Raw genomic sequence first — 15,656 nt, forward strand, 5'->3', positions numbered from 1 at the left:
GCTCCGCGGTCTCGGCGCCGTACACTTTAAATTCCCAGAGCGAATAACCGTACGTACTCCCTCTTTTCAAGCCGTTCATCTTCACGTATCTGGCATTCACCGGTTCGAAGGCAATCTCGTCGATATCGCCGTCCCCGTTCGCCGTGCTGTATACGTTCGTCCAATCCGCCGCATTGTCGGAAACCTGGATTTGATACTCCTTGCCGTAAGCGGACTCCCAATGCAGGACGACCTTCGCGATCGTTTGGCTTGCGCCCAGATCGACGTAGATCGACTGCTGATCCGAATAGTTCGAGCCCCAGCGGGTCGTCAGCGAGCCGTCCGCCGCATTCCCCGCCGACACGTCGGCCGCCTTGGTCGAGCTCGCGACTACGTTCTTGCCTTCCGCAAGATTGGGCGCCACCGCCTCGTAGACGTTGAATTCGGTTAGCGAATAACCGTCCGCGTTTCCTTGCTTTACGCCCTGCATGCGGACGTATCTGGCGTCTACCTTGGCGAAGGAGATGTCGTCGATGCCGCCGTCTCCCAGCGAGGTGGCATAGACGTCCGTCCAGGAGACGGCGTCGTTCGACACTTGTATTTTGTAGCTTTTGCCGTAGGCCGACGCCCACTTCAATCGGACTTTATTGATCGTATATGGGTTCTGCAAATCCACGTAAAGCCATTCATCGTCCGAAGCGTTCGAATGCCAATAGGACGTTCTGTACAAATCCGTCGCGTTCGAGGCGAATTGCTTGCCTTGGCTGGAGGAAGCGGCCGCGCCTTTGCTGTAGGCAAGGTCGAATCCGCTGTCGTCGATCGCGGCTCCCTCGTTCAAGGTCACGCTTCGGCCTGCGAAGATGTCTTTGCCGAGCCGGTAGGTCGTCTTCGTTTTTTCCCCGTTCCGGTCCAGCGTCACGTTCACCGTAATGCCCGGCGTCTCGGGATTGGCGACCGAGATGCGGGCAGGCGACTTGGACTCGTCGACGATGACCATGGCAGGCTTGTCGACCGCGACCGTAAGTCCGTCTCTTACCGTCACCGTTCCCGGCTGATAGAACAGCATTTCCGATAGGCGCAGCGTTTCGTGCCGAACGGCCTGCACCGACGCCGTATTCGACAGGATGGTAATCGGGTTGTCGTTCGCGTAGCTGCCGACCTCTTCGGCGGATCTGTCCGGCAGCACGATGTACTGATAGGAAGCGTTGGTCGGCTTCACGCCATGATCGAGCCAGATCGAGAAGATCGGCTTGGTGATCGGCTCCGTCGAGCTGCCCGTGACGACGTCGCTCCATTTGCCGGTTTTTGTCTCCAACTTGACTTGGAAGTCCGTCGGATTCGGGAATACATAGCCGATCCGGTCGTTGTAGGCCCACTTGCCGTTCGTTTGCTTCGTCCCTTCCGCCATCGTCTGGCCGTCGACGATCACGTCGCCGACCGCCTTGCTTTGGTTCAAGGTCGTGTGGATCGGAGCGGCGTTCGTGGAAGCGATGCCCGCGCCGAGCGCCACCATTTCGTCGTCGAAAAAGAAGTAGCCTTTTTTTGCCGCTCGTGCTCAGCTTGTTGAAGTCGAACGCGGTGGCGCCGTAACGCTCATTGGTCACGCCGCCTACGAACGTCCTGGGATTGTTGAAATTCCCGTCCTTCGTGAGTACGTATGGAGCCGTCGTGCCGGGAACGTGCGCCCAGTCCATCAACGGGTAGACCGGCCTGTATTCGTCGCCGGTCCGCTGGATGGCGGTCGCGCCTTGCGGCGTCCAGTACAGCAGGTTGTAGCCGCCCGGATTGATCGTCCGCCATTCGCCGCCCTTCACCGTGCTGGAGGACATCTTCACCGTGATGCCGTAGTCGGACCGCATATGGGACGAGACGAGCGTCTGCCATTGCGTCATATTGTTGTCGTTCAGCCCGTTGCTCGTACTCGTGCCGATCCGGCGAATGTTGTCCAGGAAGCTGGCGAACTCCGAAGCCCGCTTCGGATTGGCCGCCTCCATCCACTGCATCGGATCTTCATAGAAGGTCAGGGCCGCGCTCGCGTAGTCCGGCCAGTCCGGTCCGTTCATTCCCATGCCCAGGTCGGCGACGTCGCCTCTCACCTGGTACCGGGTGCCGTCGAGCAGGTAGGACGACAACGAGTCCATCGCCGCTTCGCTGTAGGCGAAGACGGTACCCGAAGTAATGTACGCCCAAAAAAGACATGTCTCTGGCGAAGCTTCTGCCGTAGCCCGTCGTATAGTTGGTTTTGCCGTGCTGGAAAAAGGACATGTCCGACTGGATGCCCGTCACCGTCGTCGTCACGTTCGACAGCACGTTAAAGGCATCCACGGCGTTCCGGACATTTTGGGCATCTTCCAGCAGCAAGCCCCGGTACATGTAATTTTGGTTGTACCAGGACGAATTGGCGCCGTCGACGGTGTTCGGGCTGCTGTCCAGCGTACCGACGATATTGGCGGCTTGCGTATCCGTCAAGTAGCCTTCGCACAGCAGCGCGACCTTCTCCAGCCTTAATTGGGTGCCGATCGTGTTCTCCCACCAGTTGGTCGAGGTCGGCTTGACCGTGAACCAATGATCCAGCGCCCGCTTGATGCCGTCCAGCAGCGCTTCGCTATGATAGTTCGGGCTCTTCGGATCGGCGAACGCCGCAGCCATCGACTGCATCCGATCCAGGGCCAGGTAGGATGGCCAGCCTCGCCCGTTGGCCGCGGATTGCTTGCTCGCATAATCGACGTCCGCCCAGCTTCCGTCCGGCTTTTGGCTGGACAAGTAACCGGCCGCCTGCGATTTGAAGGTCCATTCGACCCGGCCGTTCGTACCGTCGTTGATGATATCTTTGGAGATGTAAAACTCGACCATGCGCTGTTTCATCCGTTTCATATCGGCGATCTCCTGCGCCGCGTTCGTCCCGTCTGGCGCGCTCGCCGCGGCGGAGACGGATGCCCACAAGGACGATATCATCGAACCGATCAGAACCAGACAAAGCCACTTTTTCACGAACCCTTGCACGCTGCCAGCCATGTACATGCGCTCCTTTATATAAAATCGACGTAAGCCCGACGCGATTGAAAGCGCCTTCCGATTCGGAGAAGAGAAGAAGGCAGCTCGCACTGCCCTCCGCCCTTTCAATCAAGCGTGTCGTAAATGTCCGTCAGCGGGATGTCCACGCCGGCCATCGCTTCATCCGCCGCGCCGTAATACATGCGGATCGTTCGGTCCAGCAGCAGCGCGCCGCACGAGAAGACGACCCGGCCGAAAAAGCCGTTCACCTCGTATTCCGCCTCCGGCTCCAGGATGGGCCCGCGGGATCTGGCGATCACGCGGGCCGGATCCTCCAGGTCCAGCAGCAGCGCGCCCATGCAATAACGGTCCGTCGCGTCCGCGCCGTGATACAGGGCAAGCCAGCCCTCGGGCGTCCGGATCGGGACTGCGCCGCCGCCGATTCTCCCGCCGTCCCATTGCCCTTCCCGAAGGCCGATCAGATGCCGATGCCGTCCCCAGTGAACGAGATCGGGAGACTGCGCGATCCACATCTCGGGAGAACCGATCGCCTTCGGCACGGGCCGATGAAGCGCATAATAGCTGCCGCCGATTTTCTCGGGGAAAATCGCGACGTCCTTATTCTCGGGCGGAAGCATCGTGCCGGTTCGCGCAAAGGTAACGAAGTCCTCCGTCACGGCGACGCCAACGCTCACGCCCTTTGACGAGATCGCGCTGTACGTGATGTAATATTGGCGGCCGATCTGCGTAATCCGCGGGTCTTCGATGCCCCAGGCCTCCAGCGGCCCGTCCGGCAGCATCGCCGGACCGGGGTCCACCGTAAATCGGATGCCGTCGGCGCTGCGCGCAATCCTTAGATAGGAGAGGGAGGTCAGGTACGCATACTTGCCCCGCTGCTTGATCACGCGCGAGTCCGACAGATCGTACCGGTCGTCCGACCTGGCGATGCGGACGATCTCCAGCTCGCCGCTCGTCTCGCTCAGCACGGGGACCAGCACGTGATCGTCGTCGGATTGAACCGGCATCTCCGCGATGCGAAGCAGTAAGATAAACTCGTCTCCAAAGGTCGCAACCCCTGCGTTAAATACGCCCACGACTTGAAAATCGGGATGGATCGGCTTTACGTCTTTCGTAGCTACGATCGGATTGTGCGAAAATCTGCTGATGGCCATTCTCGAATCTCCTTATTTCTGCGCGGCCAGATAAGCATCCAGTTGCTTTTGATATTCCGCTTGGATTTTTTTCAGGTCCGCTCCGTATTTGGCCTCGAAGTCGGCAAAGGATTTGTCCGGATCGAGCGAGCCGAGCAGAATCGGATAAACGTACGAGTTCGCCTTCAGCCTTGCCATCTCTTGCAGCACCGGCTCCGGATTAAACGTGAAGCCGGAATCCTTCGACTTCGTGAAGTTGGCCGCGTCCTTCGCCCAGTTCCACCATTTCAGCTCATCCGGCGACAGGGACGCGTCATAGCGTTCGTACGTCGGATTCCAGATCCAGTCGAAGCCGAAGTTCGGGTAATCGCCGTTCAGCGCCTTGAAGCCGTCTTCGCCGACCGCCTCCCAGTTTTTCCCTTCCAGGCCGTAGCTGAGCAGATCGTAATTTTCTTTTTCGTTCGCCCAGTTCAGGAACATGATGGCGCGCTCTTTGTTTTTGCTGCTCTTCGGCACGCTGATGAAGTTCCATTGCTTGAAGTCGGTCTGGTACTTTTGCGACGGATCCATAAAGGTGACCCATTCGGCCGACCCGCCGAGCTTGCCGACGGCGTCCTGTATCGATGACGGGATGCCGACGTCCGCGGAGGTGATCGCCGCCGTTTTGCCCGCCGTGAACAAATCCCGCTCGTTCTGCACCGCCAGGTTATCCTTGTTCACGATGCCGTCCTGATACCATTTGCGCATGCCCTGAATGCCCGACCAGATGCCCTCGTCCTTCTTTTCGAACAGCGTATAGATTTTTCCGTCATTGTTCTTCTTATAGAAGAAGGGGTACATCTCGGGAATTTCCTGCTTCACGTCGTAGGCCGAATCGAAATAGAAGGGATAGGCGTTCGTGATGCGGTCCGTCGACACGAGCGTCGTCAAGGGACTCATCCCCTGCTCGTTCTCCTTCACCTTGTACAGGTACTGCGAGAGATCGTCGAACGTTTTCAGCGGCTGCATGCCGTACTTCTCTCTTAAGTCTTTGCGGATGTAGAAGCCTTTGATCTGATATTGGGAGACGCCGAGCGGTATGCCGTAAATATGGCCGTTAAACTTGTTCGCGTCCCACATTTCCTGCGGCCGGGTTTTCAGGATCGTCTGACCGTACTGCTGCAGCAGCGGCTCCAGATCCTCGTACGTATCGGAGGCGACCATTTTGTTCATATGCAGCCACGGCGCGTCGAAGATCAGGTCGACGGCTTCCCCCGGAAGCGAGCGCGAGCGACGTTTTATTGTCCAGATCCGACCATGGAATGAACGTGATGTTCAGCTTGACGTTAAGGGTGCCTTCCATGCGCTTCTCGGCTTCGGCGATGACGGCGTCCATATCCTTGGGCCGGTCTCCGGGAATATAAATTTTTAACGTGGCGGGGCTTAGCGCTTCACTTTGTTGAGCTTGCTTCGTGCCGGCAGGGCTCGAGCCCGCCGCTTCCTTGTCGTTGTCGCTGCCGTTTCCACTGCAGCCGGCCAGTACGCCGGAAGCGGTCAGCGTGACGAGACCCGCCAGCAGTATCGCTTTTCTTTTCATTTCGATTGCCTCCCTGGAATGTTTCTTTATATGCTCAACCGAATACTGCCGGTTATAGCCCGAATTAGCCTTTGACCGAGCCGATCGTCAGCCCTTTGACGAAGTAGCGCTGCAGGAACGGATACAGCAGCACAATCGGTCCGATCGTCACGCAGACGGTCGCCAGCTGCACCCCGTAGGCCGGGATCTGCTGGAGCTGGCCGGTCGACGCGCCCTGAATGTAAGCCGCGGCGTTCATGTTGGAGATGAGCTGCCGAATCATGATCTGAAGCGGGTGCAGCGTGTAGTCGTCGATGAACAAAAGCGCGAGCCACCAGTCGTTCCAGTACTGCAAGGCGTACAGCAGCGTCGTCGTGGCGAGGACCGGCGTCGTGATCGGCAGGATGATGCGGAAGAACGTCCGCCATTCGCCCGAGCCGTCGACCGTCGCGGCTTCGTTCAGCTCGTACGGCACCGTACGGAAAAACGATACGAGAACGAATGTATTGAACGGGTTCAGAAGATACGGCAGGATCAAAGCCCAGAGCGTATCCTTCAGATGCAGCCAGTTGACGACGAGAATGTAAAAGCCGACAAGCCCCGAACCGAACAGCATCGTAAAGTAGGTGAGAAACGACAACGCATTTTTGTACTTGACCTTGCGATGGGCGAGCACGTAGGCGAACATGGCGCTGATGAGGACCGCCGCAAGCGTGCCGAGGACGGTCGTCTCGATCGTCACGAGATAGCTTCGGTACACTTGCCCGCCGCGCAGCAAAAATTCATAGGCGTACAAGCTCAGCTTGCTCGGGATCAGCTTGAATCCCTCCGCTCTAAGACTGCTCTCGTCCGTAAAGGAGCCGATAATGACCATCCAGAACGGAATCAAGCAAAAGAGCGCGAAAAGCGTCGTAATCAAATAAGCGGAACCGTTGACGAGCCGATCGCCGATACTCGTTTTCGAACGTCGTTGCATTTGCGGGATCTCCTTTAGAAAAGCCTGGAATCAGGATCGTATTTTTTTAACGAGTCCGTTAAACAGCAGAATGGTCAATAATCCCATGACGGACTGGTAGAGCGCCACCGAGGAAGCCATGCCGAAGTCGCCCAGCCCGCGAAGCGCGCGGAACGTGAACGTATCGATCACGTCGGTCGTCGGATAGAGCAGCGAGTTCTCGCCGACGATGCCGTAGATCATGCCGAAGTCTCCGTAGAAGATCCGCCCGACCGCCAGCAGCGTCAAGATGACCAATGTGGGTCTCAGCAAAGGGAACGTAATGTAAAAGATTTGTTGAAGCCGGTTCGCGCCGTCGATGCGCGCGCTCTCGTAAAGCTCGTCCGAGATGCCCGATATGGCCGCCAAAAAAATAATCGAGTTGTAGCCGGCAAACTTCCAGATGGAGATGACGGTCAGGATGACCGGCCAATACGCCGGCGTGCTGTACCAATCGATCGCGCCCAGATGCAGCGACTGCAGCTCGTGATTGATCATGCCGTTCGTCGAATTGAGCAAGCCGAACACCATCAGGCTGACGACCAGCCAGGAGACGAAGTACGGAAGAAAAATAATGGATTGCGCCAGCTTCTTGTAAAGCCGGGCATGGATCTCGTTCAGCGCGATGGAAAGGATCACGGCCAGACCGAGGCCGAAGACGAGAAACAGCGCGTTAAGTCCCATCGTATTGAGCGTCACGCGGATCCAATCGTCGCTGCCGAAAAAGAACTTGAAGTTATTGAAGCCGTTCCATTCGCTCCCCCCATATGCCCTTCGAGACGGAAAACTTTTTAAAGGCGATCACGTGGCCCACCATAGGCAAATAGGCGAACACTAGCAAAAACAGAAGACCGGGCAACGCCATCGCATAAATACTTTTGTTTTTATGAAGCTCTCGCAGCAAACTCAATCTCGCCCTCCCCTTTCGATGCCCTCATCGTATCGGAAGACGCGCGGTTCTGGATAGTTCTCGTTCTATCAAAACGTTGATTCGGCGCGGTTTTCTCCGGTTCTGGATTGAACAAACGCAACAAAGCGGTCGCGGGCGCGGCGCCCGGTGGCGGGAGCGCATGTATGCGCGGCGCGGCGGGCGATTGGAAAAGAACCGCACATTTTTTGTGCGGTTCCGGGGGCGCGGGTGCGGCGGGCGGCCGAGTGACTTTTTGAGAGAGCCCCTTCCTATTTTCTCATCCCCGTTGATCGTCCGCTTCGAACCGGAATTGCATAGGCGTCATCCCAGTCGCCTTCTTGAACACCGTGAAGAAGTGGCTCTTCGTCTGGAAGCCGGCGGAATCCATGATTTGCGTGATCGGCCAATCCGTCGAGTGCAGCAGTTTTTTAGCCTTCTCGATCCGCAGGCCGAGGATAAAGTCCGAGAGCGAGATTTGCAAAATGTCCTTGAATATCGTGCGCGCATAATTCGGAGATAGACCGATATGCTCGGCGATCTGTTCGACGGTCAATACCGACTCCTGCAAATGACGGCTTACGTAATCGACGACGGAAGCGACGACGTCCTCCTTGCGCGTCTCGCGGCCCGGCTTTTGGTTGCGTTCCTTGAACGCGATCATCTCGTTCTTCAGCCAGGCGTACACCTCGTTCAGGTTGGCGAAGCGATCCAGCTGTCGCGATACGCCGTCGAAGTCCTGCAGCGCGCCGGCCCGCAAAAATATTTTTTCATGCCGTAGACGAGCCGGATTAGCTGGAACCTGCATTCTTCGAAGGGCAGATGACGCAGGCGCGCGAACAGCTGCTCCATGACGAGGAACGCCTCGTGCTCCTCGCCTTTGCTCACGGATTGGAGCAGCTGCTGGATCAGCTTGTCGGAGAACGGCTCGAGCGTCTGCGTCTGAAACAGGCTCCAGTCCGACGCCTCGTAGATTCTGTCCTCGCCGTTCAAAAACTTCAGCATGGAGTACTCCATCGCCTGCCGGTAAACGGATTGAAGATTAAAGCTCTGTTCGGTCGTCTTATGATAGGAACACACCGTAGCGATTTGCAGGCATCGATCGATATTCCCTTTCATATCCGTCAGCATCCGCCGGATGTCGTCCCCGGACATCGAACCGGCCCAGATCACTACGATATGATCGTCGTCAAAATCGACGGTTTCGCATTCCGCCTGGTGGTAGCGCAGCGTTTCCTGCGCAATGTTGCCCATGGCGTATTTCAACAGCTTTCTCGAGTAAAAATTGTACTTCTCCTCGAAGGAGGAATAATATTCGATCCGGACGACCGCAAGACCCAGTTGCTTCGCCTTCGCGACCGGAGTCAGCTCGATCAGCGACTGCCGCGACTCGGCGGGCAGCGTCCCGTTGCGGATCCACAGCCGCAGCATATCTTCCCGGATCGTCTGCTGGTTGGACTTGACAGACTGGTTCATCTGCTCGACCTGCGTCACCAGCTTGCCGATCCCGCTGCGCAGGATTTGATGCTCGGGCTGAAGGCGTCCGCTGCCGTCCGCGTCCGACCCATGGCGCTGAATCAAGCCGATCAGCTCGCTGAACGGCATATAATGCCGGCGGGAGACCCAGAACAGGAAAAACAGCGTCAACGTCAGCATGAGCCCCGCCGACCATAGAATGGCGTTGCGCAGCTCGTTCAGCTTGTACTGCCAGACGTCCCATGGCGTAAACTGGTAGACGTGCCAGCCTTCGGGTTCGATTTGCGCCGTATGCACGAACCATTTCCGGCCGTCGCCCTTCCAATCGAAGCTGCCTTCCGGCATCGCGCCGAACGTCGGGATGGCCGTCAGCAGCCGTTCGTTCTCGTTTCCAAGTATAAAGTTCCCGGCGTCGTCCGTTACGAGCAGCTGCATCTGGCTATAAATTTCGGACTGCAGCACATTGTCGTCAAAGTTGGCTTTATCGACCATCATGACCAGATAGCCGTCCGAATTTTTCATCGAGTTGTCCCGAATCGCCAAATAAATATACGACCGCTTCCCGTCGCTATGCCCCTGAAAACGGAAATAAGGGCTCCTGTCGTTCCTGACCTTCTGCAGCAGCGGCTGATCGAAAAAATCGATATTGTCGAACATCGACTCGCGCAGCGTCCACACCCTGTTCTCTCTGGCGCTGATCAAATAAATATTTTGGATAAAAGGCTCGGACGCGGCGTACTCCTTCATGCTGTTCGACAGTCGCACGAGCAGCTGCGGATCGTTCGGGCTCGAGAACCATTCGCGGACCAATTCGTCCGCGAACATCCGCATGCCGTACAATCGGAGCTTGTACAGCGTAAATTCCGTGCTTTTTTTGCACCTGCTTCAGCTGGTTCTGAATGGTCGACAGAACCTCGTCCCGCGCGGACTGGGAAAACCTTTGCACCAGATACAGCGAAAACGCGCTGACAATGACCGTAATCAAAATAGCCGAGGTGACAAACGCCCGGAGGTACGTTTTGCGCATGATCGTCTTTTTAGCCATCCTGTTCTAAGACCCCTCTTAGGAATATCATCTCTCTATAATGATCGGCTTGAGGGGGTTTCTTAAAGTACTGATTTTAACAATGTCCCCTTCGACGAACTTCCGCTGCGCGAAAAAGAAGCCGGCTACCGGGCCGCGGACCGCATGCTGCGGCGATTGGCGAATCCGGCCGCCTCCTTCGAGCAAAATACGCATTCGAGTCCCGTTTTCCGCGGGGAGCACGACGAGGACGGTATGAAGCATGAAAATACTTTCCGCGAGCTGAACGGATAGCAGAACGCTCCCGGCGCCCGCCCGGCGATTGTCATAGAGCGCCTTGTCGATCGGAAACGGCGCTCCCGCCCATGCTTTCTTCGAGGTCCAGTCCGCTTGTCCTTGCCAGGACGAATGCGCAGGATTGAGACCAAGGGGGGAGAAATACGGTTGCGCACAGATACAAGCTTCCCGTAGAAATGTACCCCTCCCCCGATGTCCGCCTGATCGCCGCAGAATCCGACCCGCAGCCAACCGTCCTGAACAAACGTTCCAGGGGCTTCGATCATGCGGTGAATAACGGCAGTCAAGGCGCACATGATCTGATTCGGAGCGGCTTCCTCAGGCAGCCAGCCTTGAAGCGCAGCCTGCGACAGCAATTGAAACGCGCCGAACCGGTACGCAAGCGACCGGCCGAGCGGAGGGAACGTGCGTAAACACCGTCTCCTAAATACCACACTTCATGTTTTTTCAACGCAAAATCGACGCGCATGGGATCCCAATCTTCGCCGAGCAAGTACAGAGCGGTTTCCGTCATGGCCGCGAACAACAGCCAATTGTTATAGCCGGGTTTTCTCGATCGACGATCGGCTGAAAGCCTTCGGAAAAATTCATATAATCCGGCGAAAGGGAATCCGTGGCGGCATCGATCGCTTCTCTTGCCATCTGCGCCATCGCGCTCCGCACGCCTCCCGCGTATCGTTTTATGTATTCTATAAAGTCGATGAAAAAGGCACAAACGGAAAACGGCCATCTCCGCCCATCGGACGGAAATGGCCATTTTGGCGGCGACGGAGCGCCTTTGCCGTCAGCTCGCCTTCGCGAGCCTTGCGCCGCGCACCGAAGCCGCGGCGTAAACGACGAGCGCTGTCCAGATGAACGCGAAGCCGACCAGCAGCGCCGGCGAGACCGATTCCTTGAACGCGAATACGCTCAGCAGCAGCATGATCGTCGGCCCGATATATTGGACGAAGCCGAGCGTGGACAGCGACATCCGGGCGGCCGCCCGCGCGAAGAAGAGCAGCGGCAGCGCCGTCACGACGCCGGACAGTAGCAGCTCGACGAACGTGGACGCAGGCAGCGTCCACGCCGTCGTCTTGCCCGCGGCGGCCAAGTAGATCCAGTAGCCGAGCGCGATGGGCAGGACGACGGCCGTCTCCGATAGCAAACCGATCGAAGCGTCTTGCCGGATCTTCTTCTTCGCGAAGCCGTACAACCCGAACGACGCGGCCAGCGAGATCGCGATCCACGGAAAGCGCCCGTAGTCGATGGCGATGATCAGCACCGCGGCGCCGGCGATGGCGATCGCGAGCCATTGGCCGCGGTTCGGCTTTTCGCGGAGGAAGACGACCGCCAGCAGCACGTTCAGCAGCGGGTTCAAATAATAGCCGAGACTGGTCTCGACGACATGGCCGTTGTTGACCGCCCAGATGAAGATGAGCCAATTGGCCGCGATCAGCAGTCCGCTGGCGGCGAGCGGCAGCAGGAGCGCGCGGCTGGCCGCAATCCGCTTCATGTCGCCCCAGCGGCGCTGGACGGCGACGAGAATTCCCATGAAGACGAACGACCAGATCACCCGATGCGACAGAATCTCGCCGGCCGGCACATCGTTGAACAGCTTCCAATAAAGCGGGAGAACCCCCCACATGATATACGCGATAATCGCATTGACCAACCCGTTGTTCATAACCATTTCCTCGCTTCTCGCTCCGATGTCTGAACGGATTATACGCCTCGATCGGCGAGTAGGCAAAGGAAATAATAAGGAAATGGACGGCGATGGCGTTTACATTGAGCTATAAGTCTCGCCAACGCGGAGTACCGGTATTTCGACCGAACGCCGCAAGCGTCAATCGTCTAACGGCAGCAGTCGAATCATGCGATAGCCTCCCGCGAAACCCGCCTGCGTCACATACTGGTAACAATCCTCCCCGAGTGCATCCTTATGGGAACAGTGAATATGTCCGCAAAAAGAACCGATTATATTGCCATATGGGTTTTCCCGCAGTAACTGACAGAAATTCAGGGTCGAGTCCGACGGGGGCCCAACCTGCCATTTCTCCATATGCGTTGCCTCCCATCCCTCGGCAGCCATCATAATGGGTGAGCCCCAATCTCTCAATACGTCCTTCAACAGGGAAGGAACATATAACGGGATATGGTATAAAAACAAGGTCGGCAATCCCCGCTGCAGTTCGGTCCGGACAAAGGCCAGCTGATGCGGGCTCACTTGATAGGTACTGTTGTCTACCGCAACAACGTTTATTCCGCCGATCTCGACGGCTTGGCAAGCAGGGTTGCCCCTCGTTAGCCGATTGAACTTGCCGTATTGCGCCTGGCGCGTGCTCTCTCCCCACGGCTCACCCGGGTATTCCCAATCATGGTTGCCTGGCGTATACAAATTCGGAGCATTAAGGCTCTGCAGCCGCGAATGCAGATATTCAAGATTGTTAGCCGTTGCCCCATTTATCATATCTCCGGTCAGAAGGACCCCGTCTACGGAAAGTTCATTGGCATATGCCAGCGCCCGTTCAAAATGATTAATCGTGTTCAACGGATCGAAGCTATAAGCAGCAATCGAATCGACGAGCACCTTCAAGCCTTCTTGCGCATCCGTCACGTTCATATGGCTGTCAGTTACGTGAAGCAACGTGACCGGACAGGTCAATCCTTCGATGCGGATCAGAGCCTGATTGTCGCTGATTACGTGTATATGTTCAATTTTCACTGAGTAGGCCTCCTATATGGGTGAACAAGTCCGGCAAATGGCGCACGACGATGTCGGCCGCTTGGCGGTCTGCGGCATGCCGATCGTTCATGGCATCCGGCTTAGTCGATCCATTTAACCAAACGGTCCGCACCCCGGCTCCTTTACCCCCTCTAATATCCGTGTCATAATTGTCTCCCACCATTATCGCTTGAGACGCGGAGACTTCGCACAATGACAAGGCGTATCGGAACATGTACGGCTCGGGCTTGCCTATATAGGAAGCGGAGATTCCGGAAGCGACTTCGATCGCAGCTACAAGCGCTCCTGTCTCCGGCACTCTCCGGCCTCCAGCCCCTGGATGATATCCATCCGGGTTAGAGGCAAACAGCTTGGCTCCGCTGCCGACGGCATGAACGATGCGCTCCAACTGCCGATAGGTGAAGGCCGCATCCAGGCCAATGACGACGGCATCCGGCCGCGTATCATCTTGCAGCGGACGAACTGTATGTCCGGAGAGCCGATGCGCCTCGGCAAATGCGGGGCTGCCGGCCACGCTAACGACAAGACTGCCGTATTTTTCTTTTAAAAATCTGGCCGAATATTCCGTTGCCGTTACGATTGCAAGATCCGACACCTCAAGTCCCATCCGGTTAAGCCGCGCTGCAACCTCTTTCGCCGAATGTCTGGAATTGTTCGTAACAAACGCTTCGCGATAACCGAGACGCCGGATTCGTCTTAACATTTCCCTGGCGCCGGGTGCCGCTTTGTTTCCGAAGTATAATGTTCCGTCCAGGTCGAAGAGCCAGGCCCGTATCTCTCCGCCGTCTCTCAGAACCGTGTTATTCCGCATTCGCAAGCCCCCTCGAAAAATGGAAACAGAAAAAGCTTCAACGGAAACAGACGGGTTTTCGCCGTCTGTGACCGTTTGAAGCATTCGTACATGCTTGACTTCAATCAGCCAGTTGCGACCAAATTCCATACATAACCTGCGCGGCTTCGGCTCGCGAAGCGGATGCCGTCGGACGGAAAGTCTGGCCGCTGCCCTGCAGGACGCCGGCGGAAACCAGCGCGCCGATGCCTTCCCGCGCATAAGCGGCGATATCGGACGCGTCTTTGAAAACGACGCCGCTCGCCGCCGGTCCCTCCGGTGCGGCAAGCCGCCCCGTCGAGACAAGCGCCCGATAGACCATCGCGCTCAGCTCCTGCCTTGAAATTTGCGCATTCGGACGAAAACGGCCTGTGCCATCCCCTTCGACGATGCCCTCGCCGACCGCGGCGCGAAGCGAAGCCGAATAATACGCGCCGGAACTCACGTCCTTAAAAGAAGGCGCCTCGCCTGAATCGCTGCCGCTCTCCGTCTCGCGTTCCAACGTTCTCATCAATAGCGCTACGAACTCGGCTCTCGATACCGGTGCCGAAGGATCGAAGGCGCCGTCCGTCCTTCCCTTGACGATCTCCCTGGCAGCCAGCGCGCCTACGGCCCGATGCGCCCAATGGGAGGCGGGCACATCGCCGAACGTCCGGCCGTCGTACGCTACGGCATAGGTGCTGAGATGCGTGGTTCGGAAAAGGACGTTGCCGTTCTCGTATCGGCCGTTCGGGACCGTCGTCGATCGGCCGCTCTCGTCCACGAACCGGGCGACAAGCCGCTCGGTCGCTTCAGTCTCCGCCTGCGTAGGCGTATAGGGAATCGCTACGTTGGCCGGCGAAGCGAGGTTGCTCCAGTCGATGCGCTTCCCGTCGAGCCCCACGCTGATATCGACCGCCGGACGATTGCCGACGTTCGCGCGCGCGGCCTCGCTCCAGCCGTCGCGGTTCGCTTCTGCGATCGTAAATTCCGCGACCGAAGCGACCGCTTCGTCCAGCATGTCCGAGGCGACCGCTACGGCTGCGATCGGCGTTGCCATCGTGAAAAGCGCCGATTTGGCGTTCGTTTGAAGGGCCGCCGCGGGGAGCGCGATCCGATAACCCTGCGCGGCTTCCGCTGCGTTTGCCTGAATCGTAATGCGGCGGATGCCGGCGGCGTCGGGCTTCGCCAAGGCCATCGCCCGATTCAGCGCTTCGCTGCCGATCGCGGCGAAGACGAAGCCATTTGCGCCATCGCGGCTCCATGCCGGCGTCAACACAACCGATCCGTCGGTCGCGGACGCCATTTGAACGTCGCCCGCGCCTGGCGCGGCATTCGCGCCCGAATCGCCGCCGCTCGTCGGCGCGGCGCCCGAATACGTATATTCGGCTTCCAGGGGCGCTCCTCCGCCCGCCGACGAACCGATCGCGCGAACGCGGTAAGTCCCCTTCGTCTCGGAACGGCTTACGTAACTGAAGCGAAAGCCGCCCGCTTCGTCCGTCTTTTTCTGATTAAAATAGTCCATCCGGCCGTCCGGGTCCGTGACCGTGACCAGAACCTCGCCGCCTGCTTCGGGAAGCCTGCCCGCGATGACTACCGTTCGGTCGTTTTGATCGATTTTCGCCGTCAGCTCGCCTGCGGCAGCGGCCGCGTTCGCACCGGCCGGCAGGAGCTGAACGGCCAGCACCGTGATCAGCAGCAGCAATATCCACTTTCTCATAGCCGATGTCCTCCTCCGCGCCGGAC

14 protein-coding genes and 3 pseudogenes are annotated in these 15,656 nt (G+C 57.8%); 1 reads left to right on the forward strand and 16 read right to left on the reverse strand.

Annotated features, from left to right (window positions below):
* Window positions 1-43: 43 nt before the first annotated feature.
* The 11 genes and pseudogenes from OMP38_RS06415 to OMP38_RS06460 all read right to left on the reverse strand — a co-directional run.
* Window positions 44-1,501: pseudogene (locus OMP38_RS06415) on the reverse strand (discoidin domain-containing protein); the annotation flags it as partial.
* Between the two features lie 25 nt (window positions 1,502-1,526).
* Window positions 1,527-2,048: pseudogene (locus tag OMP38_RS35620) on the reverse strand (polysaccharide lyase family 8 super-sandwich domain-containing protein); the annotation flags it as partial.
* Window positions 1,990-2,994, reverse strand: coding sequence for a hypothetical protein (locus OMP38_RS06420; protein WP_277564343.1), 1,005 nt, complete (start codon window positions 2,992-2,994; stop codon window positions 1,990-1,992). The pseudogene OMP38_RS35620 and the gene OMP38_RS06420, both read right to left, overlap by 59 nt.
* A 104-nt stretch (window positions 2,995-3,098) precedes the next feature.
* The gene (locus OMP38_RS06425; protein WP_277564344.1) at window positions 3,099-4,145 is read right to left on the reverse strand and encodes a glycoside hydrolase family 130 protein; all 1,047 of its coding nucleotides are present in this window, start codon (window positions 4,143-4,145) and stop codon (window positions 3,099-3,101) included.
* A 12-nt stretch (window positions 4,146-4,157) separates the two neighbouring features.
* Window positions 4,158-5,336 (reverse strand): DUF3502 domain-containing protein, encoded by a 1,179-nt coding sequence (locus OMP38_RS06430; RefSeq protein WP_277564345.1) that lies wholly within the window; start codon window positions 5,334-5,336, stop codon window positions 4,158-4,160.
* A complete protein-coding gene (locus OMP38_RS06435) occupies window positions 5,221-5,700 on the reverse strand; it encodes a type 2 periplasmic-binding domain-containing protein (protein ID WP_277564346.1) in 480 nt (159 codons plus the stop codon). Before OMP38_RS06435 ends, OMP38_RS06430 begins: the two co-directional genes overlap by 116 nt.
* A 64-nt stretch (window positions 5,701-5,764) precedes the next feature.
* Complete coding sequence (locus OMP38_RS06440; protein ID WP_277564347.1) at window positions 5,765-6,655, reverse strand: carbohydrate ABC transporter permease; 891 nt, start codon at window positions 6,653-6,655, stop codon at window positions 5,765-5,767.
* A 30-nt stretch (window positions 6,656-6,685) separates the two neighbouring features.
* Complete coding sequence (locus OMP38_RS06445; RefSeq protein WP_277564348.1) at window positions 6,686-7,372, reverse strand: ABC transporter permease subunit; 687 nt, start codon at window positions 7,370-7,372, stop codon at window positions 6,686-6,688.
* A 37-nt stretch (window positions 7,373-7,409) separates the two neighbouring features.
* Window positions 7,410-7,583, reverse strand: coding sequence for a hypothetical protein (locus OMP38_RS06450; protein WP_277564349.1), 174 nt, complete (start codon window positions 7,581-7,583; stop codon window positions 7,410-7,412).
* Between the two features lie 277 nt (window positions 7,584-7,860).
* Window positions 7,861-8,340 (reverse strand): helix-turn-helix domain-containing protein, encoded by a 480-nt coding sequence (locus tag OMP38_RS06455; protein WP_277564350.1) that lies wholly within the window; start codon window positions 8,338-8,340, stop codon window positions 7,861-7,863.
* The gene (locus OMP38_RS06460) at window positions 8,274-9,887 is read right to left on the reverse strand and encodes a cache domain-containing protein (protein ID WP_277564351.1); all 1,614 of its coding nucleotides are present in this window, start codon (window positions 9,885-9,887) and stop codon (window positions 8,274-8,276) included. Before OMP38_RS06460 ends, OMP38_RS06455 begins: the two co-directional genes overlap by 67 nt.
* A gap of 358 nt (window positions 9,888-10,245) precedes the next feature.
* Between OMP38_RS06460 and OMP38_RS06465 the strand changes: the two genes are divergently transcribed.
* Entirely contained in the window at window positions 10,246-10,374 is a 129-nt protein-coding gene (locus tag OMP38_RS06465; protein ID WP_277565243.1) for a hypothetical protein, read from the forward strand.
* A 33-nt stretch (window positions 10,375-10,407) separates the two neighbouring features.
* Here OMP38_RS06465 and OMP38_RS06470 read toward each other — a convergent pair.
* The 5 genes and pseudogenes from OMP38_RS06470 to OMP38_RS06490 all read right to left on the reverse strand — a co-directional run.
* Window positions 10,408-11,037: pseudogene (locus OMP38_RS06470) on the reverse strand (DUF2264 domain-containing protein); the annotation flags it as partial.
* A gap of 124 nt (window positions 11,038-11,161) precedes the next feature.
* Window positions 11,162-12,040: an EamA family transporter RarD gene (gene rarD, locus OMP38_RS06475; protein WP_277564352.1), complete on the reverse strand. Its 879-nt coding sequence runs from the start codon at window positions 12,038-12,040 to the stop codon at window positions 11,162-11,164.
* A 162-nt stretch (window positions 12,041-12,202) separates the two neighbouring features.
* Entirely contained in the window at window positions 12,203-13,081 is an 879-nt protein-coding gene (locus OMP38_RS06480; protein ID WP_277564353.1) for a metallophosphoesterase family protein, read from the reverse strand.
* Window positions 13,071-14,042, reverse strand: a complete 972-nt coding sequence (locus tag OMP38_RS06485; protein ID WP_277564354.1) for an HAD-IIA family hydrolase — start codon at window positions 14,040-14,042, stop codon at window positions 13,071-13,073. The genes OMP38_RS06480 and OMP38_RS06485 overlap by 11 nt, the downstream gene beginning before the upstream one ends.
* Complete coding sequence (locus tag OMP38_RS06490; protein WP_277564355.1) at window positions 14,014-15,630, reverse strand: S-layer homology domain-containing protein; 1,617 nt, start codon at window positions 15,628-15,630, stop codon at window positions 14,014-14,016. The genes OMP38_RS06485 and OMP38_RS06490 overlap by 29 nt, the downstream gene beginning before the upstream one ends.
* Window positions 15,631-15,656: the final 26 nt, after the last annotated feature.

This window comes from Cohnella ginsengisoli (assembly GCF_029525555.1).
Taxonomy (GTDB): domain Bacteria; phylum Bacillota; class Bacilli; order Paenibacillales; family Paenibacillaceae; genus Cohnella; species Cohnella ginsengisoli.